We start from the raw sequence: 25,094 nt of genomic DNA, 5'->3' as shown, positions 1-25,094 counted from the left end.
CAGCCCGGCGGCGGCACCCCGGCAGCCACCGCACCGGGCGACAGCACCACGCCCGTCCAGCGGGCCACCACACGACCGACCGGCGCTGGCAATCCGACGCCCCCCGCACCGGCCAACAGCGGCACCGCACCCGGCACACCCCCCGTCCAGCGCGCCGCCACCCGCCCGTCCGGCTCCCCGGCCCAGCCCGGCAGCAACAGCCCGGCGGCCGCACCGGCCGACAGCGGCACCGCGGCGGACCCGGTACGGCGAGCCCCCGCACCACACGGCGGCGGCAACCCGGCGGCGACCGCACCGGACATCGGCACCACGCCCACCGCCCGCCCGTCCGGCGGCAGCAGCCCGACGCCCCCCGCACCGGCAAGCAGCGACTCCCCGTCCGGCACACCCCCGGTCCAGCGCGCCGCCGCACAGCCGTCCAGCCCTCCGCCGGCCGGCGCCGCGGGCAACGGGCCCGCGTCCAGCGCCCCGATGGGCAGCGGTGCCGCGGCCCCGACGCCTCCGGTGCAGCGTGCCGTGCGCCGCACGGACGGCGGCACGCCTCCCCCGGCGGGCAACGACACACCCGGCGGCCACCGAGCCACCGCACGGCCCGACCGGCCCGCCCCCGCAGGTGACCGCCGGACCGGTTCGCCAAAGGACACGACGGCCGGTGCCCCGGTGCAACGCGCCGTGCCGCAGCCCGAGTCGGGGTCCCGCGCTCCCGTGCGGCCCGCCACGCCCGCGTCCGGCACCACCTCGGACCCGGCGCGGGGCGGGGCCGCCCCGGTGCGCCGGGCGGAGTCCCAGCGCGCCACCGGCCCGGCGACTGGCGGCGCGGCGGCACCCTCGCCGTCGCCCTCGCCCACGCCGGGAGCCACCCCCGCCGGTCCCCCGGTCCAGCGAGCCGTGTCCGCGGCCGAGGGGCCCACGGCAGCGACTCCGGCCCGGACCACCCCGGCCCCGGCGCCCGGCGGCGCCCCGGCGGCACCGCCCGCCGCACACCCCACCAGCACCGGCACCGGCGATCCCGCCGCCTCGGACGGCCGGCAACCCCCCGTCCAGCGCCGGGTGTCGGCCGCCCAGCCGTCGCGCCCCGTGCAGCCGTCCGGGGCTCAACCGGGCGGCGCGCGGCGGCCCCCGGCCGCACCGGCAGTGCCGTCGGCACCGACCGGACCGACCCCCGCGACCACCGTCAACGCGCCTACCGCGCCCACTTCGCCCACCCCCGCCATACCGCTGTCCCGGCCGGAGACCGGCAAGACGGTCACCCCGTCGGCCCCCGTGCAGCGCAGCGCGGCCGGGCGGCGTCCGGGGCTCGGCGCGCCCACCTCGTCCGGCCCGGTCGGCGCCGTACGTCCGACCGCGACACCGGCACCGACGGCGGCGCAGCCGTCGGCACAGGCACAGGCACAGGCACCGGCACCGGCGTCCACCGCCCCGGCGGGACCGCCCGCGGGGCCCGCGCGTCGTTCTCCGCTCGGCGCGCCCCTCTCCGCGCCGCCGCCCGACACCACGTCGCTCACCACCCGGCCCCCGGCGCCGCTGCCCTCCGCGACCGAGGGCGGCGCACCGCGACCGCCGGTCCAGCGGGCCACCGCCCGGTCCGTCGCGCCCGCGGCACCTCCCGTCACGACGACCGCGGCCACCGGCACGCCCCCCTTCGCCGCCGTGACCACGCCCGCCACCTCCGCCCTGCCCGGCATGCCCCCCTTCGCGGCCATGACGGCGCCCCCGGCGGTGCCGTCCCTCACGCCTCCGCCGCTGCCCGGCGGCGACGGGCCCCCGCCCCCCGTCGTGCAGCGCGCGCCCGCCCGGGCCGTGCCCCTGCGCAAGCCCGTGTCCCCCGGCGCCGCCACCGGAGCCCCGCTCCCGGTGGCCCCGCTCACGCCGCCCCGGCCGTCGGCCGCCGCGCCCGCGCTGCCCGTCGCCCCGCAGGCCGCGCCCGCGGACACCGCGCCGGGCACCCTCGGCCCGTCCGACGCCCCGACCGGCGCCGCGCCCGCAGGCATGCCGCCGGTCCAGCGGTTCTCCTTCCGCCGTTCCCGTCGCGCCGGACACACCACCGCGGCCCTGGCCTCCCACACGGCCGCCACCGTGGTGGACAACCTGACCCGGCTGGACCCCCCGGCGTCCCGGCCCGCCCCGAACGACCCGCCGCCGCCGTACGACGACCCACCGCCCTCGTACGAGGCGAGCGGGGGCGCACGGCCTCCCGAGGATCCGCCGCCCGCGTACGCGGCGGTCCCCGAAGGCGGGTTCGACCCGCGGGAACTCACCGACTTCCAGCTCGACGAACTGGTGCACCGGATCATCGGCCGCGTCACCCGTCTCGTCCGCACCGAACTGCGTATGGACCGCGAACGGATCGGCAGACTCCGCGACCCGCGCTGACCGGACCGCACCGGCCCCGCCGGACGGCCGGACCGCACCGAGGGCCACGCCGCCCGCCATCGTTCCCCGACAAGAAAGGTCGACCCCCGATGTCCCGTAAGGACCCGGGCTCTTCCATCTGGTTCAGCCTCGCCATCGACGGCGAGAGCCTCGGCTACTTCAACGGGTGCGAGGGCCTGTCGACCCAGGTGGAGGTGGAACAGCGCCAGGAGGGCGGCAACAACGGCTTCGTCTGGCAGCTGCCCACGCGCGTCACCTACTCCAACATCCGGCTGACCCGCCCGCTCACCCCGGACACGGCGAAGGTCGCCAAGTGGATCTCGTCCGTGCAGACCGGCATCCAGCGGCCCACGGCTCAGATCTCCGCCCTGCGCGCGGACGGGTCGCTGGTCGCCCGCTGGGGGCTGATCGACGTCCTGCCCGTCAGCTGGCAGGGCCCCAGCCTCGACCCCGGCAGCGCGTCCGTGGCCAACGAGGTGCTGGAGATCGCCCACCACGGGTTCACGGACTGACGGCGCCGCGGAGCAGAGAGGAAGAACCATGGCCAAGAGCAGCAAGGGCGCCGGCAAGAGCCTCGTACGCGCCAATCTCGCCATCCACGAGCCGCCCACCGGCAAGTCCACCTCGCCCGGTGCGCTGATCAAGCGGTTCCCGTTCGAGTTCAACCCGGCGCAGCTGTCGATCAGTCAGCGCTCCCAGTGGAAGTCGACCCCGACGGCGGCCGTGCGGAAGGCCGCGAAGCCGCAGTTCATGGGTGCCGAGCCGCGGGAGATGACCCTGGAGATCTTCCTGGACTCCTCGATGAAGCCCGGCGGCAACACCGTCATGAAGAAGGTCGAGTCGCTGCTGATCTGCTGCGAGGTCACCGCCAAGAGCCTGGCCGCCAAGCAGCCCTCCCCGCCCTGGGTGATCTTCGAGTGGGGCTCGTTCTCCACGGCCCGGTTCAACGCCTACGTCGCCTCCATCGAGACCCAGTACACGCTCTTCGGCACCGCCGGCGTGCCCATCCGCGCCACCTGCCAGATGGCCCTGGTGGAGATTCCCGGCCCGACGCCGAGGCAGAACCCGACCTCCGGCGCCCTCACCGCCCAGCGCGTGCACCGGGTCGTCGCGGGGGACTCGCTCCAGTCGCTGGCCTGGAGCGAGTACGGCAGCGCCAACGCCTGGCGGGTGATCGCCGAGGCCAACGGCATCGACGACCCGTCCCGCCTGCCGACCGGTACCGAACTCATCCTGCCGGCCACCGAGGAGGTGCCTCACTGATGGTGCGTCCCGCCTTCTCCAGCATCGTCGAGGTGAAGATCGGTGGCGCCCCGCTGTCCGACACCGTCGCCCCGATGCTCACCGACGGCTGGGTCGACCAGGGCGTCAACGTGCCCGCGGCGTTCCGGCTCACCTTCCGCGACCCCCACCACAAGCTCCTCGGCGACCTGAACGTGCAGTTCGGCACCAAGGTCGTCATCACGCCGATCGCCGACGGCGAGGGCAAGGGCAACCCGCTGCTCACCGGTGAGGTCACCGGCCTGGAGGCCGACTACGACGGCACCGGCAGCTTCACCGTCATCCGCGGCTACGACTACGGGCACCGGCTGATGCGCCAGCGCCGCGTGGCCGCGTACCGCAACCAGAAGGCCTCCGACATCGCCCGCAAGCTCGTGGCGATGGACGGCGTCTCCATCGGCCGCATCCAGGCGACCAAGGGCACCTACGCGTTCATCTCCCAGTCCAACGTCACCGACTGGGACTTCCTCGCCCGGCTCGCCGACGAGAACAAGATGATCATGTACCTGGACTCCAAGGGGAAGTTCCGGTTCGTCACGCCGAAGCCGTCGGCCGGCGCGCCCTCGCCGAACACGGACGGCGACCAGAGCACCTTCGTCCTCCAGGCCGAGCACGACATCCTGCGGCTGCGGGCCGCCGTCACCGCCGCCGACCAGATCGGCAAGGTCGAGTCGCGCGGCTGGAACGTCACCACCAAGAAGAAGATCACCGAGACCGCGCCGGCCACCACCGACCCCGGCATCAACATCAAGTGGACGCCCGGCACGGCCGCCGGCAAGTTCAAGCCCGGCAAACTCGTCGAGACGGCCAACCCGTACGACAAGCAGGACGAGGTCCAGAACGCCGCGAAGGCCCTCGCCTCCGACGTCACCGCCTCCTTCGCCGAGCTGGAGGTCGCCGCCAAGGGCCACCCCGACCTGCGGCCCGGCGTCCCCGTCGCCCTCGCCGACGTCGGCACCCCCTTCGAGGGCAAGTACACCGTCACCTCGGTACGCCACCACTTCGGCGACGGCGTCCCCTACGAGTCCTGGATCACGGTCAGCGGACGCCAGTGGCGTTCCCTGTACGGGCTCGCCTCGGGCGGCGGCGGGAGCGCGGACCCGGCGAGCGCCGCCCGGCTGCCCAGCGTCGCCAACGCCATCGTCACCGACGTGCAGGACCCCCTCAAGCAGGGCAGGGTCAAGTTGCAGTTCCCATGGCTGGACGACACCTACGTCAGCGACTGGACGCGCAGCGTCCAGATGGGCGGCGTGGCGGGCGGCGGCATCTTCCCCATGGACGTCGGCGACGAGGTCCTGGTCGCCTTCGACCGGGGGGCGCTGGACCACCCGTTCGTGATCGGCGGCCTCTACAACGGCCGGGACGTGCCGACCAAGAGCGACGTGCCGCTGCACGACGGCCTGAAGAAAAAGGCCGTGCGGCACACCCTGTCCGACCGCCAGGGCAACCGCGTCGACCTGCTCAGCCAGCGCACCGGCGGGCGCAAGCAGGGCGTGCGGATCGCCAGCGGCAACGACAAGCTGACCATCAACCTCGACCGCACCAAGACCGAGATCACCGTCGACAGCAAGGGCTCCGTCAGCATCACCGGCAGCCGCTCGGTGTCGGTGGACGCGGGCACGGACCTGTCGCTCAGCGCCAGACGGTCCCTGACCATCAAGAGCGGCGGCCCCCTCAGCATCCAGGGCGGCAGCATGATCAACATGCGCAGCGGGGGCGTGGTCGGAGTCAACGCGGGAGGCGCCCTGAACCTGGGGGCGGGCGGCGCCGCGACGCTGAGCGCCGGGGCCGCGACGACCATCTCCGGCACCGTCAACGTGCAGATCAACTCCGTCATGACGAGGGTCATCGGCGCAACCTTCGAGGTCAAGACCCCCATCTTCAAGGTCGCGACCGTCCCCGTGCCGGGCCTGTGACGAAGCGTTTCCGAGGAAGGCAGGTTGCTCTCTGATGGCCGAACAGTTCGTCGGCTCCGGCTGGTCGTTCCCCCTGCGGATCGGGCCCACCGGCGGGATCGCCCTCGTCAGCGGCGAGCAGGAGGTGGAGGAGGCCATGCGGCTCATCCTCGCCACCGCGCCCGGAGAGCGGCCGATGCGCCCCGAGTTCGGCTGCGCCATCCACGACCTCGTCTTCGCCCCCGTCAACGAGCAGACGGCGGGCCGCATCCAGCACGAGGTCTATGTCACCCTGGACCGCTGGGAACCACGCATCGAGGTCCACGACGTCGACGTCACCACCGGCGAGGAGCAGAACGTCCTCTTCATCGACGTCCGTTACTCGATCCGCGGCACCAACAACCCGCGCAGCCTCGTGTTCCCGTTCTACGTCATCCCCTCCCACGACGAGCCCGACCTCCCCGACGCTCCGGCCGGTCTCCCGGGCTCTCCCGAAAGCGACCGCTGATGCCCCTGCCCTCTCCCAACCTCGACGACCGCCGCTTCCAGCAGTTCGTCGACGATGCCAAGCGCTACATCCAGCAGCGCGCCCCGGAGTGGACCGACCACAACGTCTCGGACCCGGGTGTCACGCTCGTCGAGACGGTGGCCCACATGGCCGACCAGATCGTCTACCGGCTCAACCGGGTCCCGGACAAGAACCACCTGGCCTTCCTGGACCTGGTCGGCATCACGCTCTTCCCGCCGTCGGCCGCGCGCACGGACGTCACCTTCTGGCTCTCCGCGCCGCAGGAGGACGCGATCCTCGTCCCGGTCGGCACCGAGGTCGCCACCCTGCGCACCGAACGCGACGAGGCCGTCGTGTTCGCCACCGAGCAGGACCTGCGCATCGTCCCGTGCACGATGAGCCGCCTGGTGACCCAGGTCAGCGGCGAGGCCGTCAGCGACCGCACCACGGACCTCGCCGAGAGCAAGGACGTGCTGTGCTTCGCGGAGGCACCCAACCCCGGCGACTGCATGCTCATCGGCCTCAGCGCCGCCGTCCCGGACTGCGCGCTCGCCCTCGAACTCGACAGCCGCGTCGACGGCGTCGGTGTCGACCCGCGCCAGCCGCCGCTGGTGTGGGAGGCCTGGACCGAGGACGGCTGGCAGCCCTGCGAGGTCGACCGCGACGGCACCGGCGGTCTCAACCGGCCCGGTGACGTGGTGCTGCACATACCCGGCGGGCACGTCCTGTCCCGCAACGGCGGCCACGAGGCCGGCTGGATCCGCTGCCGGGTCACCGAACCGCTGACCGGCCAGCCCTTCTACACCACCTCGCCGACCATCCGTTCCGCCGAGGCCTACACGATCGGCGGCACCACCGGCTCCATCCACGCCGAGACCATCCTCGACGAGCCCCTCGGCGAGTCCACCGGCCTGCCCGGCCAGCGGCTGCGGCTCGAACACGCACCCGTCGTCGCCGGTGAGCCGTCCGTCCTGCTCCAGACCGCCGCCGACGACGGCTGGCAGGACTGGCAGGTCGTCCCGCACTTCGCCGGCTCCCACCCCGACGACCACCACATCACCGTCGACGCCACCACCGGCGAGATCGCCTTCGGCCCCGCCGTCCGCGAGGCCGACGGCGCCCTGCGCCAGTACGGAGTCGTCCCGCCCAAGGGCGCCGTCATCCGCGCCCGCCGCTACCGCACCGGCGGGGGCCGGGCGGGCAACGTGGCCCGCGGCGCCGTACAGGTGCTGCGCACCTCCATCCCGTACGTCTCCGAGGTCGTCAACCGCGAGGCCGCGCTCGGCGGCGTCGACGGCGAGACCATCGAGGAGGCCAAGCTGCGGGCCCCCATCACCCTGCGCGCCCAGGAACGCGCCGTCACGCTGCGCGACTACGAGGAACTCGCCCGCCGCGCCGCCCCCGAGACCGCCCGCATCACCTGCCTGGAGGGCGCGGAGAACGAGTACGGCGCCCACGCCGTCCGCGTCCTCGTCGTCCCCCAGGCCGTCCCGGACCCCGGCGGACGCCTGCGCTTCGAGCAACTCGTCCCCAGTGACGCCCTCCTGAACCGCATCACCCGCCACCTCGACGAACGCCGCCTGATCGGCACCCGGCTCGCCGTCGGGCCGCCCTACTACCAGGGCGTCACCGTCGTCGCCACCGTCCACGCCTTCCGCGACGTCGACGCCGACCGGGTGCGCCGGCAGGCCCACGACGCCCTCTACCGCCACCTCGACCCGCTCACCGGCGGCTCCGACGGCAAGGGCTGGCCCTTCGGACGCCCCGTGCAGACCGGTGAGCTGTTCGCCGTCCTCCAGCGGGTCCCCGGCGTCGAACTCGTCGACGAGGTCGTCCTGCACCCGGCCGACCCCCTCACCGGCAAGCGCGGCGACCCCACCAACCGCATCGACCTCGACGCGCCCGCCCTGGTCTTCTCCTACGACCACCGGGTCCGCGTGATCGGGGACAGCGCGTGAAGTCCGCCTCGCAACGGGGCTCCGTCGACGGACTCGGCTCGTCGCTGCCCATCGCGTCGATGCTGCCGGCCGTCTTCGCCGACGACGACCTCGCGCTGCGCTTCGTCGCCGGGCTCGACGACGTCCTGGCACCCATCCTGAACGTCCTGGACTGCCTGGACACCTACTTCGACCCCGCCCTCACCCCGGCGGACTTCGCGCAGTGGCTCGGCACCTGGGTCGGCGCGGAGACCGACGGCACCGAGGCCGAACCCATGCTGCGCGCCGCCGTCGCCGCCGCCGCCCGGCTGCACCGCGTACGCGGCACGCTCCAGGGCCTGTCCGAGACCGTCCGGCTCGCCTTCGGGGTCGCCCCGGAGATCACCGAGAGCGGCGGCGCCGTGTGGAACGCCCGGCCGCTCGGCCCGTTCCCCGGCCGGCCCCGCCCGCAGCTGCACGTCGCCCTCCGGCTGCCCGAACCCAGGCCCGTCGACGTCCACCGGCTGGACGCCCTCGTCGCCGCCGCCCGCCCCGCCCACATGCCCTACACGGTCGAAGTGACCGCCTCCGAAAGGACCCCGGAGAGATGACCACGCAGAACTGCGCCGAGTGCGGAACCCGCGCGGAACCGGGCCAGTCCTTCTGCGACGCGTGCGGCGCCGTACTCAGCTGGGACCAGGCCGGTGCCGCCCGCACCGCGCAGCCCGCGGCCGCCACGTCCGACCAGCGCCCCGGCTTCGACGCCTTCGCCGGGGCGGGCGTGCCCCCCGCCCGCACCGACCGCCCGGCCGCGGCACCCGCCGCGGGCACCGCCGACGAGCCGGCCGGCGCCCTCGGGGACAACCCGACGCTGCCCCAGCCGCGCCGCCCGGCAGGCGCCGCGGGCACCGCGGCCGCGGACACCCCGGCCGCCGACGCCGCGGCCGCCGACGCCGCGGCCGCCACCGGGGACGCGCAGGGCACGGGCCCCGCGGGAGGTGCCGCGGGAGGTGCCGCGGGGCCGGACGACGCTCCGGAAGGCGCCGCCCGCCCGGCGCCCGCCACCGACGAGACCGCCCCCACCGCCCCGGTGCCCTCCGCAGCCGCCTCCGCGCCCGCCCCGAACGCGCTCACCGACACCATGTCGGACCGGGCCCGCTCCCTCCTCGTCCCGGTCGCCGACCCCGAGGCCCCGGCCCCGGCGGCGCCCCCCGCCGTCGCCCCCGTCCTGCCCGGCCGCCCCGACGCGGACCGGCCGCAGGTGCGCGCCCCCGGCCACCAGCCGGACGTCGCCAACGGCCCGCCCTGCCCCTGGTGTTCCACGCCCAACCGGCCCGACCGGCACTACTGCGCCCGCTGCGCCATGCCCCTGGTCGCGAGCGGCGACCAGGCCGCCGTGCGGGCCCCCTGGTGGCGCCGGCTCTTCGGCGGACGGCGTCAGGAGACCCCGTGGGCCGGCGACCGCCCCCGCCTGCGCCGCGTCTTCGACCGCATCGGCACCTGGATCACCGTCGCCGTCGTGGCCACCCTGGCCGTGCTCGGCTTCATGTACATCCCCGACGGGGTGCAGAACACCCGCGACCACTTCGCCAAGCGCGCCCCCGTCTCCCCGGACGGCATCAAGGCCTCGCGCTCCTTCCCCGGCCACAAGCCGGAGCTGCTCATCGACAAGCTCAGCAACACCTGGTGGGGCCCGGGCATCGTGCAGTCCGGCCAGGGCGAGTGGGTCGAGGCCAGCTTCACCGAGCCGACCCGGCTCCTCGACGTGATCATCACCCCCGGTGTCTCCACCCGCGCCGACAAGCTGCGGGAGTCAGCCCTGCCGCACCGCGTCAAGGCGACGATCACCATGAAGGACGGCTCGATCAAGACCCGCGACCTCACCCTGGACCAGGGCGCCGGCGGCCAGCGACGCCCGTTCCGCGTCGGCGAGGTCACCAAGGTCCGCTTCACCATCGAGTCCGCCCACGCGGCGTCCGCGAAGAAGCAGGTGGCCATCTCCGAGATCGAGTTCTTCGGCCCGTCCAGCGCCAACCGCTCCTCCTGACCCGGGCCGGGGGCCCCACCGCCGCGCACCGTCGCCGACCGGTGGGGCCCCACCCGAACGGACGCCACACCATGCGCCCCCCTCCGGGCCACCGGAGGCTGAGGCCATGCCCCCAGCACGAGCGATATCCACCGCCGTCCTGCTGTCCGCGGCCACCCTGCTCGCCTCCTCCCTGGCCGCCTGCGCGCCCACGGGCCAGGACGGCGACCGGCACGGCGGCACCGGCGGCGCCACCACCGACGCGCAGGCCCTGACCAGCCTGCGCGAGCAGTCCCCGGCCTGGAAGGACTGCCCCGCCCCCGCGCCCATCCAGGGCGGTGGCGAAGCCCCCGGCGCACTCCCCGACGGCACCCGGTGGCAGTGCGCCACCCTGCGCACGCCGTTGGACTGGAAGAACCCCTCCGGCGAGTCCATGGACCTCGCGCTGATCCGCGCCCGCACGAGCGGCGACCCGGACGACCGGATCGGCTCCCTGCTGTTCAACTTCGGCGGCCCCGGCGGCTCCGGCGTCGCCACCCTCCCCGGTCTCGCCCCCGACTACGAGAAGCTCCGCGCCCGCTATGACCTCGTGAGCTTCGACCCGCGCGGCGTCGGCAACAGCGGCGGCGTGCGCTGCCTGGACGCCGGCCTCCCCAGCGAGGAGGAGATCGACAACACCCCCGACGACGGCGGCGACGAGACCAACGCGCTCGTCCGCTTCAACCGGGAGACGGCGGCCGCCTGCGAGCAGAATTCCGGCGACGTCCTCGCCCACGTCGGCACCACCCAGGCCGCCCAGGACATGGAGCTGATGCGCCAGGTCCTCGGCGACGAGAAACTGCACTACTTCGGCATCTCCTACGGCACCGAACTCGGCGGCGTCTACGCCCACTTGTTCCCCGAGCACGTCGGCCGCGCCGTACTGGACGGCGTCGTCGACCCCACCCACGACCTGATGGAGCAGGCCCTCGCCCAGGCCGGCGGCTTCCAGCTCGCCTTCGAGCACTTCGCCACCTGGTGCGCCCGCCAGGGCTGCGCGCTCGGCGACGACGCCGAGGACATCGTGGACCTCGTCGTCGGCCTCGAAGCGGCCCTGGACGACACCCCCCTGCCCACCTCCGGCGACGGCGAACTCGACGGCGACGCCCTCGTCGACGCCATCAGCGGCGCGCTCTACCGGCAGGACTACTGGCCCGCGCTCCGCGTCGGCCTGGAAGCCGTCGCCGACGACAATGGCGAGGTCCTGCGCGACCTCGCCGAAGCCCTGGGCCAGCACGGCAGGGGCGGCGACACGGACGACGGCAGCAGCGACGGCACGACCCCCGAGGAGAGCAACGAGGACGCCGCCTTCCGGGCCATCACCTGCGACGACTCCAGCAGCCGCTACACCGTCGCGGACGTCCTGTCCCGCCTGCCGGACTTCCTCGAGGCCTCCCCCCTCTTCGGCCCCGGCCTCGCCTGGAGTGCCCTGTCCTGCGACGGCTGGCCGGTCCCCGGGGCCGCCCGGCACCCTGAGGTCGGCGCGCCGGGCGCGCCCCCCGTCCTGCTCGTCGGCAACACCGGCGACCCCGCCACCCCGTACGCGGGCGCGGCCCGCATGGCGGAGCGCCTCGGCAAGGGCGTGGGCGTCGAGCTGACGTACGACGGCGAGGGCCACGGCGCCTACGACAGCGGCAACGGCTGCGTCCAGGACGCCGTCAACGCCTACCTGCTGTCCGGCACGCTCCCGGGACCCGGCACGGTCTGCGAGGCGGAGCCCCTGCCGCAGGGCAAGTGACCCGCACCACACACCGAAGCCCCCGCGATCCGTGATCGCGGGGGCGTCGGTGTGCCGGGTGCGGAGCCCCCTGTCGGATTCGAACCGACGACCTTCGCTTTACAAGAGCGGCGCTCTGACCAGCTGAGCTAAGGAGGCGGGCGCGCGACGGGCGCGCGCAGGCTGCACCACTGTACACAGAGCCGGTGAACGATGTGATTCGAAAGTTTCGGCGAAATTCACCGACCCCCAGCTACTGACAGATCAGGTGAACGCCGGGTACCGTCCTGCTCAGCTTCACCCGCGTGGACTACACCACCACCTTCCTACAACGGATCGTCCGGCACGTTCCTGCCGGTAGAAGGGGGCCCTTTCACCATGGCCACTGTTACGTTCGACAAGGCGACCCGTGTGTACCCGGGTTCCACGAAGCCCGCCGTCGACGGTCTCGACATCGACATCGCGGACGGCGAGTTCCTCGTCCTGGTCGGCCCGTCCGGTTGTGGCAAGTCCACCTCGCTCCGGATGCTCGCGGGGCTCGAGGACGTGAACGGCGGCGCCATCCGCATCGGCGACCGCGACGTGACGCACCTGCCGCCGAAGGACCGGGACATCGCCATGGTGTTCCAGAACTACGCGCTGTACCCGCACATGTCGGTCGCCGACAACATGGGCTTCGCCCTGAAGATCGCCGGCGTCAACAAGGCGGAGATCCGGCAGAAGGTCGAGGAGGCCGCGAAGATCCTCGACCTCACCGAGTACCTGGACCGCAAGCCGAAGGCGCTCTCCGGCGGTCAGCGCCAGCGTGTGGCGATGGGCCGCGCGATCGTGCGTGAGCCGCAGGTGTTCCTCATGGACGAGCCGCTGTCCAACCTGGACGCCAAGCTCCGCGTCTCCACCCGTACGCAGATCGCCTCGCTCCAGCGCCGCCTGGGCATCACCACCGTCTACGTCACCCACGACCAGGTCGAGGCCATGACGATGGGCGACCGGGTGGCGGTCCTCAAGGACGGTCTGCTCCAGCAGGTCGACTCCCCGCGGAACATGTACGACAAGCCCGCGAACCTCTTCGTCGCCGGCTTCATCGGCTCCCCGGCCATGAACCTGGTCGAGGTCCCGATCACCGACGGCGGCGTGAAGTTCGGCAACAGCGTCGTCCCGGTCAACCGCGACGCCCTGAAGGCCGCCTCCGACAAGGGCGACCGCACGGTCACCGTCGGCGTCCGCCCGGAGCACTTCGACGTGGCGGAGCTGAACGGCGGCGCGGCCAAGACCCTGTCGAAGGACTCGGCGGACGCCCCGGCCGGCCTCGCGGTCTCGGTGAACGTCGTGGAGGAGACCGGCGCCGACGGCTACATCTACGGCACGGTCGAGGTCGGCGGCGAGACGAAGGACCTCGTGGTCCGCGTCAGCAGCCGCGCGGTGCCGGAGAAGGGCTCGACCGTCCACGTCGTGCCGCGTCCGGGCGAGATCCACGTGTTCTCGTCCTCCACGGGCGAGCGCCTCACCGACTGAGCGCGGTTTCGCGGGTGATCCGCCCGCGAAACCCCCCGCTGAGAAACCACGCGACCGGGTGATTTCACCCGCGTTGACGAAAAGAGCCCCGCGGCCTGCTGCGGGGCTCTTTTCGTTGTCGACAAATACCCCGGCACACCGGACGTTTCGACCCGTGTTCGTCAACCCTCTACCGCGCCGAAGGCGGCTCATCATCCCCCGAAGGGGTGACTAAATGTCGCCAAATCATTACCGGGCGCTACCCTCACTCGCGTGAAGCACTCCGTGAAGCACTCCACCACCCGACAGACGCGACGCGGCCGGGGCCCCGCCCGCCGGATCGGCCGCTCTCTCGCCTTCGTCCTGCCCGTCGTCCTGGTGCTCTCCGGGACTCTCGCGGTCACCCGCGTCAACTGGTCCGGGGATCCCTCGGACTCGGTGCTCGCCGCGTCGGAGGCGTCCTCCGCCAAGGCCTCCGCCGCCCGCGCCGCCCGCGCCCCGCACGAGGTGCTGCGCGACCGGCTGCTGACCGAGTTGCAGGAGGAGGACCCGGGCGTCGCCCTCACCCACCTCCAGCAGGCGGTGAACGAGCGCCCGTCGCTGGCCGACCACTGCGCGACGATCGCCCGCGCCCTCGGCCGCGCCGCGGTGAAGGTCTACGGCCCGACCCGCGCCCAGTCCTACGCCCGCCCGGTCTGCGACACCGCCTTCGCCTCGGGCGTCCTGGCCGCGCACGGCTGAGCGCCCTCCGGAGGCGGCAGGGGCGCCGCGTACAGTTCGGGCATGACCGATCCGAGCGCCGCGTCCCGCCGCCCCGTTCAAGCCGTCGTCCTGGCCGGCGGACAGGGTTCCCGGCTGCGCCCCTACACCGACGACCGGCCCAAGCCGATGGTCGAGATCCCGGGCACGGGGACTCCGATCATCGGCCATCAGCTCGCCTGGCTCGCCGAGGAGGGCGTCACCGACGTCGTGGTCTCCTGCGGCCATCTGGCCGAGGTGCTCCAGAAGTGGCTGGACGACGCCGACCTGCCGCTTTCCGTCACCACTGTCGTGGAGCCCGAGCCGCTCGGCCGCGGCGGCGGCCTCAGGTACGCCGCCGCCCACCTGCCGCACCCCGACCGGTCCTGGTACGCCACCAACGGCGACATCTGGACCCGTTTCTCGCTGCGCGACATGGCCGACTTCCACGCCGAGCGGGACGCCGTCGCGACCCTCGCCCTGGCCCGCCCCCGGCTGCCGTGGGGCGCCGTGCAGACGGACGGCTTCGGTCACATCACCGACTTCATCGAGGCCCCGCCGTCGACCTTCGAGATCAATGCGGGTGTCTACGTCTTCTCGCCGGAGTTCGCCACGATGCTCCCGGAGCGCGGCGACCACGAGCGCACCACCTTCCCCCGGCTGGCCCGCGAACGCCGCCTGGCCGGCTTCCCGATCCCACAGGGCTCCTACTGGCGCGCGATCGACACCGCGAAGGACCTGACGGAGGCGGCCCGGGAACTGGCGGCGCTGCGCGGCCGCTGAGGGCTCCACCACGACGACGCCGGCCGGGCCCCGCACACGAGGTGCGGGGCCCGGCCGGCGTATGGGGTGCGGCGGGCCGGTGCTAGCCCAGGAGGCCGCCCACCAGGCGGCCGCCCGGCTCTCCGGTGGACGACGAGCCGCCGCCGTCACCGCTGCCGGTGGAGCCGGTGGAGCCGCCACTGCCGCCGCCGCTCGTGGTGCCGCCCGCGGTCGGTCCGGCCGTGGTGCTCGGCGCCTGGTCCGCCGGGGTGGACTGCCGCGGCGGGGCCTGGCCGCCCGTGGTGCCCTGGGTCTGGCTCGGCGTACCGCCGCCGGTGGAGGTGCCGTTACTGTCGCGGGTCGCGCCCGGGGTGGTCGCGGAGTCCTCGGCGGGGGCGGACGCGCCGCTGGTGGCGCCCTGGGTGGGGGACGCGGAGGCCTCCGGGGAGGTGGTCTTCGGCTTGCGGGTGCCGGGCTCCTGCGGGAGCGGGGAGCCGGGCAGCTCGTTGCGCGGGGCCTCGCCGGGGCCGGGCACGACCACGCGGTCGGCGTCCCGGACGGCACCGCCGAGGACGGAGCCGACGAGCAGGGTGACACCGGCGACCAGGAAGGTGATGACGGCGCCGCGGCGCAGGACGTAGCGGCGCAGGTCCCAGATGTCGGAGCGGGGGCCGAGCCGGCGCCAGGCGCTGCCCGCGAGCCTGCCGTCCACGGAGTAGACGGGCGCCCCGGCGATGATCAGCGGGGACCAGGCGGCGAGGTAGATGATGTCGGGCGCGTCGTAGACCGGGACGCTCTTCCAGCTGACGGTGACCAGGAGCGCCGCGGACAGGCCGGCTCCGATGACGGCGGCCACGCGCTGCCAGCAGCCGAGCACGGTCAGGACGCCCACCAGCACCTGGAGGAAGGCGATGACCAGCCCGGCCCCCACGGGGTGGGCGAGGGCGAACTGGCGCAGCGGCTCGGCGACGTCCCAGGGGTGCAGGGTGTTGAGCCACTTGACCATGGAGCCGCGTTCGCCGCCGTCGAAGTAGACGGGGTCGCAGAGCTTGCCCATGCCGGCGTAGATGGAGATGAAGCCGAGGAAGACGCGCAGCGGCAGCAGGACGACGCCGAGGTTCATCCGGCGGCCGGGGAAGTAGGCGTGCCGTGCCGGATCGTCGGTGCGGCGCCTGCCGCGCGGCCGGTCGGTGCCGGTGTCGTCGCCGTAGCCGTCGGGGCCGTACCCGTCGTCGTATCCGTCGGTTCCGGTCCCGAAGTCCTGCGGGCCGTAGGCGGATTCGTCGTAGGCCGGCTCGTCGTAGGCGCTGCCGACGGTGCGCATCGCGGGCAGCAGCCGGGTGCCGTCGGGGAGCGGGCCGCGCTGGGCGCCGACGAGGGGGGTCTCGAGCGTCTGGGTGGCGGGGCCGTCGTCGTAGTCCAGGGGCCCGCCGTCGAGGTCGACCCGGGGGATGACCTGCGTGGCTCCGGCGTCGGCCGGGACGTCGGCGGAACGGGCCGCGGCCGGGTCCTCGGCGTGGTGACCGGCTCCCGCCCGCACCGCCTGGAGCAGCCGGTGCGCACCGGTGTCGTCCGGGTCGGACCGCCCGCTCCACACGACGGCGCGGCGACGGCCCGCGGCCGGGGCGGCGGGCATGCGGGCGGTGTCCTGGGTGGCGCTCAGGTGCCGCGCGATCCGCGGGGACTGGGTCCGCCGGGCGGAGGCACCGAACTGCACGCGGAAGCTCGCGTGGTTGACGATGACCTGGGCCGGATCGCTCGGCACCTTCACCATGCTCAGCGCGGGAGCGTCGTCGTATCCCGACGAGCGGTCCCCCGTGGGTGTGCGGGGTGTTCTGGTGTCCACACTCATCTAACCGAGTGATGTGTCGTTAGGACACTGCCTTGACCGCCCCGATCTGTCCGGACCGCGTCAAGCATGTCCGGACAGCCTCGAACACCCCGTACGGGCTATACGGCGAACGCGCGTTCAGCCTCGCCGGCGCGCCACCTCGTACAGCACGATCCCCGCCGCCACACCGGCGTTCAGCGACTCCGCCCCGCCCGGCATCGGGATCCGGACCCGGAAGTCGCAGGTTTCGCCGACCAGTCGGGACAGGCCCTTGCCCTCGCTGCCGACGACGATGACGACGGGACCGTCGAGGGCCGCCAGGTCGCCGAGTTCGGCCTCGCCGTCGGCGGCGAGGCCGACGACCGTGATGCCGGCCTTCTGGTACGACTCCAGCGCCCGCGTGAGGTTGGTGGCGCGCGCCACCGGCGTACGGGCGGCCGTACCGGCGGACGTCTTCCAGGCGCCCGCCGTCATGCCGGCCGCGCGCCGCTCGGGCACGACGACGCCGTGGCCGCCGAAGGCGGAGACAGACCGGACGACCGCGCCGAGGTTGCGCGGGTCGGTCACCCCGTCGAGGGCGACGATCAGCGGGTCCGCGCCCTCGTCGTGGGCGGCGGCGACCAGGTCCTCGGGGTGCGCGTACTCGTACGGCGGCACCTGGAGCACGAGACCCTGGTGGTTGAGCCCGTTGGTCATCCGGTCCAGCTCGGGACGCGGCGCCTCCATGAGGTTGATGCCACCGCGCTCGGCGGCGAGCTGGAGCGCCTCGCGCACCCGCTCGTCGTTGTCGATGAACTGCTGGACGTAGAGCGTGGAGGCGGGCACGCCCTCGCGCAGTGCCTCGTAGACCGGGTTGCGGCCGACGACCAGCTCGGACGTCGAACGGCCGCCGCCGCGCCGCTGCTGCGGGCGGCCGCCGGTGGCGCGGCGCGCCTTGGCGTTGGCGGCGCGCTGCTTGGCGTGCCCCTTGCGCATCTCGGCGGGGGGCGTCGGCCCCTTGCCTTCCAGGCCCCGGCGTCGCTTGCCGCCGCTGCCGACCTGCGCGCCCTTCTTGCCGGACATGCGGCGGTTGTTCGCGGCCATCAGTACCTGTCTCCGCTCTCTACGGGAGTGTGCGTCGTACGTGCGTCTTATGCAGTGTGCCGCCCGGAGGGCCGGGCGGCACAATCGATCTACAGCTGATCTGCGATTCCGGGCCCGGGTCAGCGGGAGCCGAGGCTCCAGCGGGGTCCCTGCGGGCTGTCCTCGATGACCAGTCCGGACTGCCCGAGCTGGTCGCGGATGGCGTCGGCGGTGGCCCAGTCCTTGCGCGCCCGCGCACCCTCGCGCTGGTCGAGCACGAGCCGTACGAGGCTGTCGACGACGTGCCGCAGGTCCTCGCCCTGCTCCTGCTCCCCCGCCCACTGCGCGTCCAGCGGGTCCAGGCCGAGCACGCCGAGCATGGCCCGCACCTCGGCGAGCCGGGCGACGGCGGCGTCCTTGTCGTCGGCGGCCAGCGCGCTGTTGCCCTGCCGGACGGTGGTGTGCACGATCGCGAGCGCCTGCGGGACGCCCAGGTCGTCGTCCATCGCCTCGGCGAAGGCGGGCGGCACCTCGGCGGCCGGCTCGACGGCATGACCGGCCAGCTCCGTCACCCGCTGCACGAAGCCCTCGATCCGCGCGTACGCCGACTCGGCCTCGCGCAGGGACTCCTCGCTGTACTCGATGGTGGAGCGGTAGTGCGGGGTGCCCAGGTAGTAGCGCAGCACGACCGGCCGCCACGCCTTCACCATCTCGCTCACCAGCACGCTGTTGCCCAGCGACTTGGACATCTTCTCGCCGCTCATGGTGACCCAGGCATTGTGCACCCAGTACCGGGCGAAGGCGTCGCCGAACCCCTTGGCCTGGGCGATCTCGTTCTCGTGGTGCGGGAAGATCAGGTCGATCCCGCCACCATGGATGTCGAACTCCTCGCCCAGGTACTTGTGCGCCATCGCGGAGCATTCCAGGTGCCAGCCGGGCCGGCCCCGCCCCCACGGCGTCTCCCAGCTGGGCTCTCCGGGCTTGGCCGCCTTCCACATGGCGAAGTCGCGCAGGTCCCGCTTGCCGGTCTCGCCGTCCTCGGAGGGCTGGCGCAGGTCGTCGAGGTCCTGGTTGGAGAGGGAGAGGTACCCGGGCAGGGACCGTACGTCGAAGTAGACGTTGCCGTCGGCCTCGTAGGCGTGGCCGCGCTCGATGAGGCCGCGCATCATCTCGACCATCTCGGTGATGTGCCCGGTGGCGCGCGGCTCGTAGGTGGGCGGCAGGCAGCCGAGGGCGGCGTAGGCGTCGTTGAACGCCCGCTCGTTCTCGTACCCGATGGACCACCAGGGGCGGTTCTGCTCGGCCGCCTTCCTGATGATCTTGTCGTCGATGTCGGTGACGTTGCGGATGAACGTGACGTCGTAGCCGCGGTAGGCGAACCAGCGGCGCATGATGTCGAAGTTCAGCCCCGACCGGATGTGCCCGATGTGCGGGGCGGCCTGCACGGTGGCGCCACACAGGTAGATCGAGACACAGCCCGGCGTGAGGGGGGCGAAGTCACGGATCTGCCGGGCGCTGGTGTCGTACAGGCGAATAGTCACGTGTCCAGGGTAGTAGGCGCCGAGCAGTGCCAGGGGCACGGAGTCGGCGTTGCTGCCCCGCCTCTTTCCCGACCGAGTCGGTTGGCGGGTGGGCACAGGCGGGGTCCAGGGGCGGAGCCCCGCACGGCAGGGCAGCGCGGGGTGCCCACCCCCGCGCTCTAAGACACCCGCACGACCAACGCCGTGGCCACCGCCATCAGCCCCTCCCCTCGCCCCGGGAACCCCAGTCCGTCCGTCGTCGCCCCCGACACGGACACCGGCGCCCCCACCGCCGCGGAGAGCACCGCCTCCGCCTCGTCCCGCCGCTTGCCGATCTTCGGCCGCGCCCCGACCACCTGCACGGCGACGTTCCCGATCCGGAACCCCCGCGCCCGCACGATCCGCGCCGCCTCCGTCAGCAGCGTCACCCCGGACGCCCCGGACCACTCCGGCCGCCCGGTGCCGAAGTGCTGCCCCAGGTCCCCGGCCCCCGCCGCGGAGAACAGCGCGTTGCACGCCGCGTGCGCGACGACGTCCGCGTCGGAATGCCCGGCGAGCCCGGTCCCCTCGCCCTCCCACTTCAGCCCGGCGCACCACAGCTCGCGCCCGTCCTCGAAGGCGTGGATGTCCGTGCCGATCCCTACCTGCGGCAGCAGTGGCGGCTCGCCCGTACCGGAACCCTCAGAACCCATCGTTCAGCCTCCTGCGCGCCAGTACCGCCTCCGCGAGCACCAGGTCGAGCGGGCGCGTCACCTTGAACGCCTCCTCGTGCCCCGGCACCACCACCACCGCGAGCCCCAGCTGCTCGACCATGCTCGCATCGTCGGTGACGTCGTCGGTCACCGTCCCGTGGGCCCGCACCAGCGTCGCGCGGTCGAAGCCCTGCGGGGTCTGCACGGCACGCAGCCGCGCCCGCTCCGGCGTCGCCACCACCGGCTCCGGCTCCCCCGGCACCGCCGCGGGCTCGACCTGCTTGACGGTGTCGGCGAGCGGCACCGCCGGCACCACGGCGGGCGCGCCCTCCCGTACGGCGTCGATCACGGCGTCCACCGTGTCCACCGGCACCAGCGGCCGGGCCGCGTCGTGCACCAGGACGATGTCGTACTCGGGCGGCAGCGCGTCCAGACCGAGCCGTACCGACTCCTGCCGGGTCTCGCCCCCGGGCACCACGACGAAGTCGGTCCGCTCGGGCAGCGAGTGCGTGTCGAGGAGGCTCTTGACCTCCCCCGCGCCGTCGGGCGGGGCGACGACCACGACGAGGGAGACCCCGTTGGAGGCGGCCATCGCCCGGACCGCGTGGATGAGCATGGGCGTGCCGCCCAGCGCGCGCAGGGCCTTGGGGGCGCCCGGGCCGAGCCGTACGCCCCGGCCCGCGGCCGGAATTACGGCGGCGGTCCTGGCATGCGGACGGTCCACGGCAGACGTCTCGGTGGGTGAGGGACGCGATTCGTCAGACATCGGTTCCTGTCAGGTTTGTGTGCTCGACCTAGTTGGGTATGGCCTCACCGTGCCGGGCGCGATGCCTTGACCGGACCCTTCCGTGACCCTGGTCGAGCCAGCAGCCCGGGCCCGGCACGCCAGGACCCGGGGAAACCTCCCGGGATGAGCGTACGAGGATCATGGCATCCGGACGTCCGGATGCCGGAAACCGTGTCCGGGTACGAACATGCCGCAGCGCCCGGCGACAGCAAGGATGTCATCGGGCACCGCGGCATTTCAGTGCGCTGAACCGAGTGGCTGACGGTCTGCGCCTCGCCTCGGATCCAGTCGGATCAGGAGGCGAGCACCTCGTCGAGCAGGGCCTCCGCCTTGTCCTCGTTGGTGTTCTCCGCGAGAGCCAGCTCGCTCACCAGGATCTGGCGGGCCTTGGCGAGCATGCGCTTCTCACCTGCGGAGAGTCCGCGCTCACGCTCCCGGCGCCACAGATCGCGCACGACTTCCGCGACCTTGATGACGTCGCCGGAGGCGAGCTTCTCCAGGTTTGCCTTGTAACGACGCGACCAGTTCGTGGGCTCTTCGGCGTACGGCGCGCGCAGTACTTCGAAGACCCGGTCCAGCCCGTCCTGACCGACCACATCACGCACGCCGACGAACTCCGCATTGTCCGCTGGCACACGTACCGTCAGGTCGCCCTGGGCGACCTTCAGCACCAAGTAGGTCTTGTCCACGCCTTTGATCTGGCGAGTTTCGATAGCCTCGATCAGCGCGGCCCCGTGATGGGGATAGACCACGGTGTCGCCAACCTTGAACGTCATGTGACAGGTACCCCTTCCGTGGCTATCCAGGGTAACACGGAAACGGCGTCTTCTGAATGGCGTTTTCGCAGGTCAGGGCATATCTCGGGGCTTGACAACAGCGACAGGAACGTGCTGCGCCGGGCCGGCGGAAGAAAGTATTCGCAGGTCGGAGCGGCTCTCCAGGCCGGGCGAAACACGCACGTCACACACATCCGGAGCCCTCGCCACCCGCCCGAAGATCCCGATATGTCCGGTTCCATGCGTGCGACTTCCGCTACTCCGTTCGGTGACCGTGACGGGGTTCCGGACGAATCCGGAATTGATCACGAGGCGCTCCGGCCGGCCCGCCGGTGATCAATTCCGGGCCGCCCGCGCATTCCTTCACGGAAATTTCGCGTGCCGATCCGCAACCTGTATGGCGGAGGGCTTCATAGCTGAATGTCGGACGAGTACGAGCCGCTAAACGGCCCTCCGGAGCGTCCGGGGCCTACCGCCTGCCGAGCGAAGCCGGGCGGCTTCGGGGAGGGTCGGGTGCGGCGGCCCGAGAACGGCTCGGTAGCCTAAGGCCGCTGACAGCCACTTAGGGCGGCTTTATCCGTTGCCGCCACCCCGCTCGAGTCCAAGGAGTTGCCGCCGCCGTGAGCAGCAGCCTTCGACGCGGTGCCCTCGCCGCCGCCGCCATCGCGTTCTCGATCGCCTCGCTCGCCGCGTGCGGCGCCGGTCACAACGCCCAGACGCTGGAGATCAAGCCGGACAACGCTGCGACGTCCGTCGGCGACATCAAGATCCAGAACGCTGTCGTCATCACCCAGCCCGACCTGGAGTCGACCGGCCCGGCCGTGGTCTCCGCCACCCTGTTCAACGGCGGCGACAAGGACCAGACCCTCGAGTCCGTCACCGTGGCCGGAACCGACAAGTCCGCCGAGCTGAAGCCCGCCAAGGGCGAGAAGGGCGACCTGACCGTCCCGGCCGGCGGCCGCCTGATCCTGGGCGGCAAGGACAACGCCGCCGCCGTCCTGCCCAGCAGCCGCGAGGCGATCCGGGACGGCAACGCGCAGAAGATCACCTTCACCTTCAGCGAGACCGGCGCGGTGAGCCTGCGCGCGTTCGTGGTCCCGGCCGAGAGCTACTTCTCCGAGTGGGGCCCGAGCGAGACCCCGGCGGCCCCGGGCGCCTCCGCGCAGCCCTCCGGGGAGGCCTCCGCCGAGACCTCCGGCGAGCCGGCCGACGGGGAGTCCTCGGGCACCCCGGCGGACGGCGGGACGGCCGGGGCGGGCGAGCCCACCGGTGAGTCCTCCGGCGAGGCGAACGGCACTGGCACCGGCACCGGGACCGAGGCCGGCACCGACGCGGGCACCGGTACCGGTACCGGCTCCGAAGCCGGTCACTGAGCGCCGTACCGCACGGACGCGCCGCGTACGACCGGCGCGTATGACCGGCGCGTATGACCGGCACGTACGACCGAAGGGCGGGACCTCTCCGTGAGGTCCCGCCCTTCGGTCGTGTCCGGTCCGGTCACCCGGCCGGTGGGCCGGCCTACGGCTCGAACTTGTAGCCCAGCCCGCGCACCGTCACCAGGTACCGCGGCGCGCCCGGGTCGGGCTCGATCTTGGCGCGCAGCCGCTTGACGTGGACGTCGAGGGTCTTGGTGTCACCGACGTAGTCGGCGCCCCACACCCGGTCGATGAGCTGCATGCGGGTCAGCACGCGGCCCGCGTTGCGCAGCAGCATCTCCAGCAGGTCGAACTCCTTCAGCGGCAGGTCGACCTTGGTGCCGCCGACGGTCACCACGTGCCGGTCGACGTCCATGCGGACGGGACCGGCCTCCAGGGCGGCCGGGGCGACCTCCTCCGGCTCGCCGCGCCGGCGCAGTACGGCACGAATGCGGGCGACCAGCTCGCGGGAGGAGAAGGGCTTGGTGACGTAGTCGTCGGCCCCTATCTCCAGCCCGACGACCTTGTCGATCTCGCTGTCCTTGGCCGTCACCATGATCACGGGGACGTTGGAGCGGCCGCGCAGCTGGCGGCAGACCTCGGTGCCCGGCAGGCCGGGCAGCATCAGGTCGAGGAGCACGAGGTCGGCGCCGTTGCGCTCGAACTCGTCAAGTCCGTCGGGGCCGGTGGTCGCGATGGCGACCTCGAAGCCCTCCTTGCGGAGCATGTACGACAGGGCGTCGGAGAAGGACTCCTCGTCCTCGACGACGAGCACACGGGTCACGGAAGGACCTCCGGGGCGGGAAACGTTTCGTACGCGGACGTATGGGGGGTATGCGGCGATGGTGCGGGTGAGGACGGCCGCTCGGTCTCGTCGCTGAGCCCGGCGCGGTCGGGGCGCTGCCGCGCGCGGTCGCGGGCGAGGCCCGCCTCCGGCAGCCGCAGGGTGAAGGTGGAGCCCTGGCCTTCGGCGCTCCACACCGTGACCTCCCCGCCGTGCGAGGCGACCACGTGCTTGACGATCGCGAGACCCAGACCGGTGCCTCCGGTGGCCCGGGAGCGGGCCGGGTCGACGCGGTAGAAGCGCTCGAAGACGCGCTCCTTGTCCTTCTCCGAGATACCGATGCCCTGGTCGGTCACGGCGATCTCGATCAGGTCGCCGCCGGTGGCGGCGACGCGGCGGGCGGCTATGCCGACGCGGGTGCGGGCCGGCGAGTAGTTGACGGCGTTCTCGACGAGGTTGCCGAGGGCGGCGGCGAGCTGGCCGCGGTTGCCGCGTACGTGCAGATCCGCCGTTCCTCCGGCGGCCATGGTGATCTGCTTGGTGCCGGCCGCGTGCCGGCAGCGGTCGATGGCCTCGGCGACCAGCTCGTCCACCCGGACGGGCTCGGCGTCGTCGAGGGGGTCGTCGTTCTGGACCCGGGAGAGGTCGATGAGTTCCTGGACGAGGTTGGTGAGCCGGGTCGCCTCGATCTGCATGCGCCCGGCGAACCGCTCCACGGCCTCCGGGTCGTCGGAGGCGTCCATCACGGCCTCGGACAGCAGGGAGAGCGCCCCGACCGGCGTCTTCAGCTCGTGGCTCACGTTGGCGACGAAGTCGCGCCGTACGGCCTCGATGCGGCGGGCCTCGGTGAGGTCCTCGACCAGCAGCAGCACCAGCCGCGACCCGAGGGGCGCAACGCGTGCGGAGACGGCGAGGGCCTCCCCCCGCCCGGTCCCGCGCCGGGGCAGGTCCAGCTCGACCTGCCGTATCTCTCCGTCCCGCCGGGTGTCCCTGGCCATCAGCAGCATCGGCTCGACGGCGAGCTTGCCGCCCCGGACCAGGCCGAGGGCGTACGCCGCCGAGCTGGCCTTGACCACCGCGTCGGCCTCGTCGAGGACCACGGCGGAGGAGCGCAGCACGGAAAGGACCGTGTCGACACCCGGCGGCAGCACGGGGTCCGTGTGGAGAGAGGTGCGCGTGGGGCGCTTCTGCTCCCGCTCGCTCCAGCGGAACGCCAGTACGGCGATGACGCCGGTGAGTACTCCGGCGATCGCCGCCACTGCGGCGACCGCCGCGTTCACGTCCATGTCTCCAGGTTAGGCACGCCGAACCGTCCCGCCCCAGCCATCGGAGTGCGACCTCGAACACTCGTCGCCCAGAGTTCACCTTGGAGCCAGGGACGGTTCATTTGGGGTGCCGGAAACGGACGCGTACAGGCCGGAACGTGTAAGCGTGGGGGCACGGCGAGGGGCGCGAGGCCGTCTTCGAGCCCCCGAAAC

Annotated in this window: 21 protein-coding genes and 1 tRNA gene; 13 read left to right on the top strand and 9 right to left on the bottom strand. The window is 73.2% G+C overall.

Annotation, left to right across the window (positions count from 1 at the left end):
- The 9 genes from B9W62_RS40805 to B9W62_RS21190 form a co-directional block, all read left to right on the top strand.
- On the top strand, positions 1-2,373 hold a 2,373-nt coding region (locus tag B9W62_RS40805), incomplete at its 5' end, for a hypothetical protein (RefSeq protein ID WP_256976537.1).
- An 89-nt stretch (positions 2,374-2,462) separates the two neighbouring features.
- Positions 2,463-2,885, top strand: coding sequence for a phage tail protein (locus B9W62_RS21225; RefSeq protein WP_076975496.1), 423 nt, complete (start codon positions 2,463-2,465; stop codon positions 2,883-2,885).
- 28 nt (positions 2,886-2,913) lie between these two features.
- Positions 2,914-3,636 carry a CIS tube protein gene (locus B9W62_RS21220; protein WP_076975495.1) on the top strand — a complete coding sequence of 241 codons (723 nt, stop codon included), beginning with the start codon at positions 2,914-2,916 and terminating at the stop codon, positions 3,634-3,636.
- The gene (locus tag B9W62_RS21215) at positions 3,636-5,570 is read left to right on the top strand and encodes a VgrG-related protein (protein ID WP_087808648.1); all 1,935 of its coding nucleotides are present in this window, start codon (positions 3,636-3,638) and stop codon (positions 5,568-5,570) included. The genes B9W62_RS21220 and B9W62_RS21215 overlap by 1 nt, the downstream gene beginning before the upstream one ends.
- Before the next feature lie 34 nt (positions 5,571-5,604).
- A complete protein-coding gene (locus B9W62_RS21210) occupies positions 5,605-6,057 on the top strand; it encodes a GPW/gp25 family protein (RefSeq protein ID WP_003974730.1) in 453 nt (150 codons plus the stop codon).
- Positions 6,057-8,015 (top strand): putative baseplate assembly protein, encoded by a 1,959-nt coding sequence (locus B9W62_RS21205; RefSeq protein WP_087808647.1) that lies wholly within the window; start codon positions 6,057-6,059, stop codon positions 8,013-8,015. Before B9W62_RS21210 ends, B9W62_RS21205 begins: the two co-directional genes overlap by 1 nt.
- Before the next feature lie 59 nt (positions 8,016-8,074).
- Positions 8,075-8,584, top strand: a complete 510-nt coding sequence (locus tag B9W62_RS21200; protein WP_179236069.1) for a phage tail protein — start codon at positions 8,075-8,077, stop codon at positions 8,582-8,584.
- Positions 8,581-10,020: an NADase-type glycan-binding domain-containing protein gene (locus tag B9W62_RS21195; protein WP_087808645.1), complete on the top strand. Its 1,440-nt coding sequence runs from the start codon at positions 8,581-8,583 to the stop codon at positions 10,018-10,020. The genes B9W62_RS21200 and B9W62_RS21195 overlap by 4 nt, the downstream gene beginning before the upstream one ends.
- A 106-nt stretch (positions 10,021-10,126) precedes the next feature.
- Positions 10,127-11,776: an alpha/beta hydrolase gene (locus B9W62_RS21190; RefSeq protein ID WP_087808644.1), complete on the top strand. Its 1,650-nt coding sequence runs from the start codon at positions 10,127-10,129 to the stop codon at positions 11,774-11,776.
- Between the two features lie 64 nt (positions 11,777-11,840).
- On the opposite strand, the gene B9W62_RS21185 is transcribed toward B9W62_RS21190, so the two are convergent.
- Positions 11,841-11,914, bottom strand: a tRNA-Thr gene (locus tag B9W62_RS21185).
- 219 nt (positions 11,915-12,133) lie between these two features.
- Here B9W62_RS21185 and msiK point away from each other — a divergent pair.
- From msiK to B9W62_RS21170, 3 genes are all read left to right on the top strand, one after another.
- A complete protein-coding gene (msiK, locus tag B9W62_RS21180; protein ID WP_087808643.1) occupies positions 12,134-13,270 on the top strand; it encodes a diacetylchitobiose ABC transporter ATP-binding protein MsiK in 1,137 nt (378 codons plus the stop codon).
- Between the two features lie 264 nt (positions 13,271-13,534).
- The gene (locus B9W62_RS21175; RefSeq protein WP_087812012.1) at positions 13,535-13,990 is read left to right on the top strand and encodes a hypothetical protein; all 456 of its coding nucleotides are present in this window, start codon (positions 13,535-13,537) and stop codon (positions 13,988-13,990) included.
- A gap of 42 nt (positions 13,991-14,032) precedes the next feature.
- Entirely contained in the window at positions 14,033-14,770 is a 738-nt protein-coding gene (locus B9W62_RS21170) for a nucleotidyltransferase family protein (RefSeq protein ID WP_087808642.1), read from the top strand.
- A gap of 82 nt (positions 14,771-14,852) precedes the next feature.
- Here the strand turns inward: B9W62_RS21170 and B9W62_RS21165 are convergent, their stop codons facing one another.
- The 6 genes from B9W62_RS21165 to B9W62_RS21135 all read right to left on the bottom strand — a co-directional run bounded on the left by B9W62_RS21165 (position 14,853) and on the right by B9W62_RS21135 (position 21,417).
- Positions 14,853-16,601 carry a DoxX family protein gene (locus B9W62_RS21165; protein WP_179235591.1) on the bottom strand — a complete coding sequence of 583 codons (1,749 nt, stop codon included), beginning with the start codon at positions 16,599-16,601 and terminating at the stop codon, positions 14,853-14,855.
- 117 nt (positions 16,602-16,718) lie between these two features.
- Complete coding sequence (gene rlmB, locus B9W62_RS21160) at positions 16,719-17,663, bottom strand: 23S rRNA (guanosine(2251)-2'-O)-methyltransferase RlmB (protein ID WP_087808641.1); 945 nt, start codon at positions 17,661-17,663, stop codon at positions 16,719-16,721.
- A gap of 119 nt (positions 17,664-17,782) precedes the next feature.
- Positions 17,783-19,183: a cysteine--tRNA ligase gene (cysS, locus tag B9W62_RS21155; RefSeq protein ID WP_087812010.1), complete on the bottom strand. Its 1,401-nt coding sequence runs from the start codon at positions 19,181-19,183 to the stop codon at positions 17,783-17,785.
- A gap of 158 nt (positions 19,184-19,341) precedes the next feature.
- Positions 19,342-19,854: a 2-C-methyl-D-erythritol 2,4-cyclodiphosphate synthase gene (ispF, locus tag B9W62_RS21150; RefSeq protein ID WP_087808640.1), complete on the bottom strand. Its 513-nt coding sequence runs from the start codon at positions 19,852-19,854 to the stop codon at positions 19,342-19,344.
- Positions 19,844-20,620: a 2-C-methyl-D-erythritol 4-phosphate cytidylyltransferase gene (gene ispD, locus B9W62_RS21145; RefSeq protein WP_087808639.1), complete on the bottom strand. Its 777-nt coding sequence runs from the start codon at positions 20,618-20,620 to the stop codon at positions 19,844-19,846. The genes ispF and ispD overlap by 11 nt, the downstream gene beginning before the upstream one ends.
- A 314-nt stretch (positions 20,621-20,934) precedes the next feature.
- Complete coding sequence (locus B9W62_RS21135; protein WP_003953493.1) at positions 20,935-21,417, bottom strand: CarD family transcriptional regulator; 483 nt, start codon at positions 21,415-21,417, stop codon at positions 20,935-20,937.
- A gap of 620 nt (positions 21,418-22,037) precedes the next feature.
- Between B9W62_RS21135 and B9W62_RS21125 the strand changes: the two genes are divergently transcribed.
- A complete protein-coding gene (locus B9W62_RS21125) occupies positions 22,038-22,790 on the top strand; it encodes a copper chaperone PCu(A)C domain-containing protein (RefSeq protein WP_087808638.1) in 753 nt (250 codons plus the stop codon).
- Positions 22,791-22,935: 145 nt separating this feature from the next.
- Here B9W62_RS21125 and B9W62_RS21120 read toward each other — a convergent pair whose 3' ends face one another.
- Both B9W62_RS21120 and B9W62_RS21115 read right to left on the bottom strand, forming a co-directional pair.
- Positions 22,936-23,616, bottom strand: a complete 681-nt coding sequence (locus B9W62_RS21120) for a two-component system response regulator PhoP (protein ID WP_003974745.1) — start codon at positions 23,614-23,616, stop codon at positions 22,936-22,938.
- Positions 23,613-24,902 carry a two-component system sensor histidine kinase PhoR gene (locus tag B9W62_RS21115; RefSeq protein ID WP_087808637.1) on the bottom strand — a complete coding sequence of 430 codons (1,290 nt, stop codon included), beginning with the start codon at positions 24,900-24,902 and terminating at the stop codon, positions 23,613-23,615. The genes B9W62_RS21120 and B9W62_RS21115 overlap by 4 nt, the downstream gene beginning before the upstream one ends.
- Positions 24,903-25,094: the final 192 nt, after the last annotated feature.

The organism is Streptomyces sp. CS113, from assembly GCF_002188365.1.
GTDB classification, from domain to species: Bacteria; Actinomycetota; Actinomycetes; order Streptomycetales; family Streptomycetaceae; genus Streptomyces; species Streptomyces tendae.
Note: the sequence above shows the minus strand (reverse complement) of the source record. Positions and strands in the feature narration are given on the sequence as shown.

What these genes read in the sequence shown, in the direction of transcription:
- B9W62_RS21200 (WP_179236069.1), top strand. Translation starts at nt 8,075, where the DNA reads ATGCTGCCGGCCGTCTTCGCCGACGACGACCTCGCGCTGCGCTTCGTC.
- B9W62_RS21205 (WP_087808647.1), top strand. Translation starts at nt 6,057, where the DNA reads ATGCCCCTGCCCTCTCCCAACCTCGACGACCGCCGCTTCCAGCAGTTC.
- B9W62_RS21215 (WP_087808648.1), top strand. Translation starts at nt 3,636, where the DNA reads ATGGTGCGTCCCGCCTTCTCCAGCATCGTCGAGGTGAAGATCGGTGGC.
- ispF (WP_087808640.1), bottom strand. Translation starts at nt 19,854, where the DNA reads ATGGGTTCTGAGGGTTCCGGTACGGGCGAGCCGCCACTGCTGCCGCAG.
- B9W62_RS21190 (WP_087808644.1), top strand. Translation starts at nt 10,127, where the DNA reads ATGCCCCCAGCACGAGCGATATCCACCGCCGTCCTGCTGTCCGCGGCC.
- B9W62_RS21135 (WP_003953493.1), bottom strand. Translation starts at nt 21,417, where the DNA reads ATGACGTTCAAGGTTGGCGACACCGTGGTCTATCCCCATCACGGGGCC.
- B9W62_RS21210 (WP_003974730.1), top strand. Translation starts at nt 5,605, where the DNA reads ATGGCCGAACAGTTCGTCGGCTCCGGCTGGTCGTTCCCCCTGCGGATC.
- B9W62_RS21195 (WP_087808645.1), top strand. Translation starts at nt 8,581, where the DNA reads ATGACCACGCAGAACTGCGCCGAGTGCGGAACCCGCGCGGAACCGGGC.
- B9W62_RS21165 (WP_179235591.1), bottom strand. Translation starts at nt 16,601, where the DNA reads ATGAGTGTGGACACCAGAACACCCCGCACACCCACGGGGGACCGCTCG.
- msiK (WP_087808643.1), top strand. Translation starts at nt 12,134, where the DNA reads ATGGCCACTGTTACGTTCGACAAGGCGACCCGTGTGTACCCGGGTTCC.
- rlmB (WP_087808641.1), bottom strand. Translation starts at nt 17,663, where the DNA reads ATGGCCGCGAACAACCGCCGCATGTCCGGCAAGAAGGGCGCGCAGGTC.
- B9W62_RS21115 (WP_087808637.1), bottom strand. Translation starts at nt 24,902, where the DNA reads ATGGACGTGAACGCGGCGGTCGCCGCAGTGGCGGCGATCGCCGGAGTA.
- B9W62_RS21170 (WP_087808642.1), top strand. Translation starts at nt 14,033, where the DNA reads ATGACCGATCCGAGCGCCGCGTCCCGCCGCCCCGTTCAAGCCGTCGTC.
- B9W62_RS21220 (WP_076975495.1), top strand. Translation starts at nt 2,914, where the DNA reads ATGGCCAAGAGCAGCAAGGGCGCCGGCAAGAGCCTCGTACGCGCCAAT.
- B9W62_RS21225 (WP_076975496.1), top strand. Translation starts at nt 2,463, where the DNA reads ATGTCCCGTAAGGACCCGGGCTCTTCCATCTGGTTCAGCCTCGCCATC.
- ispD (WP_087808639.1), bottom strand. Translation starts at nt 20,620, where the DNA reads ATGTCTGACGAATCGCGTCCCTCACCCACCGAGACGTCTGCCGTGGAC.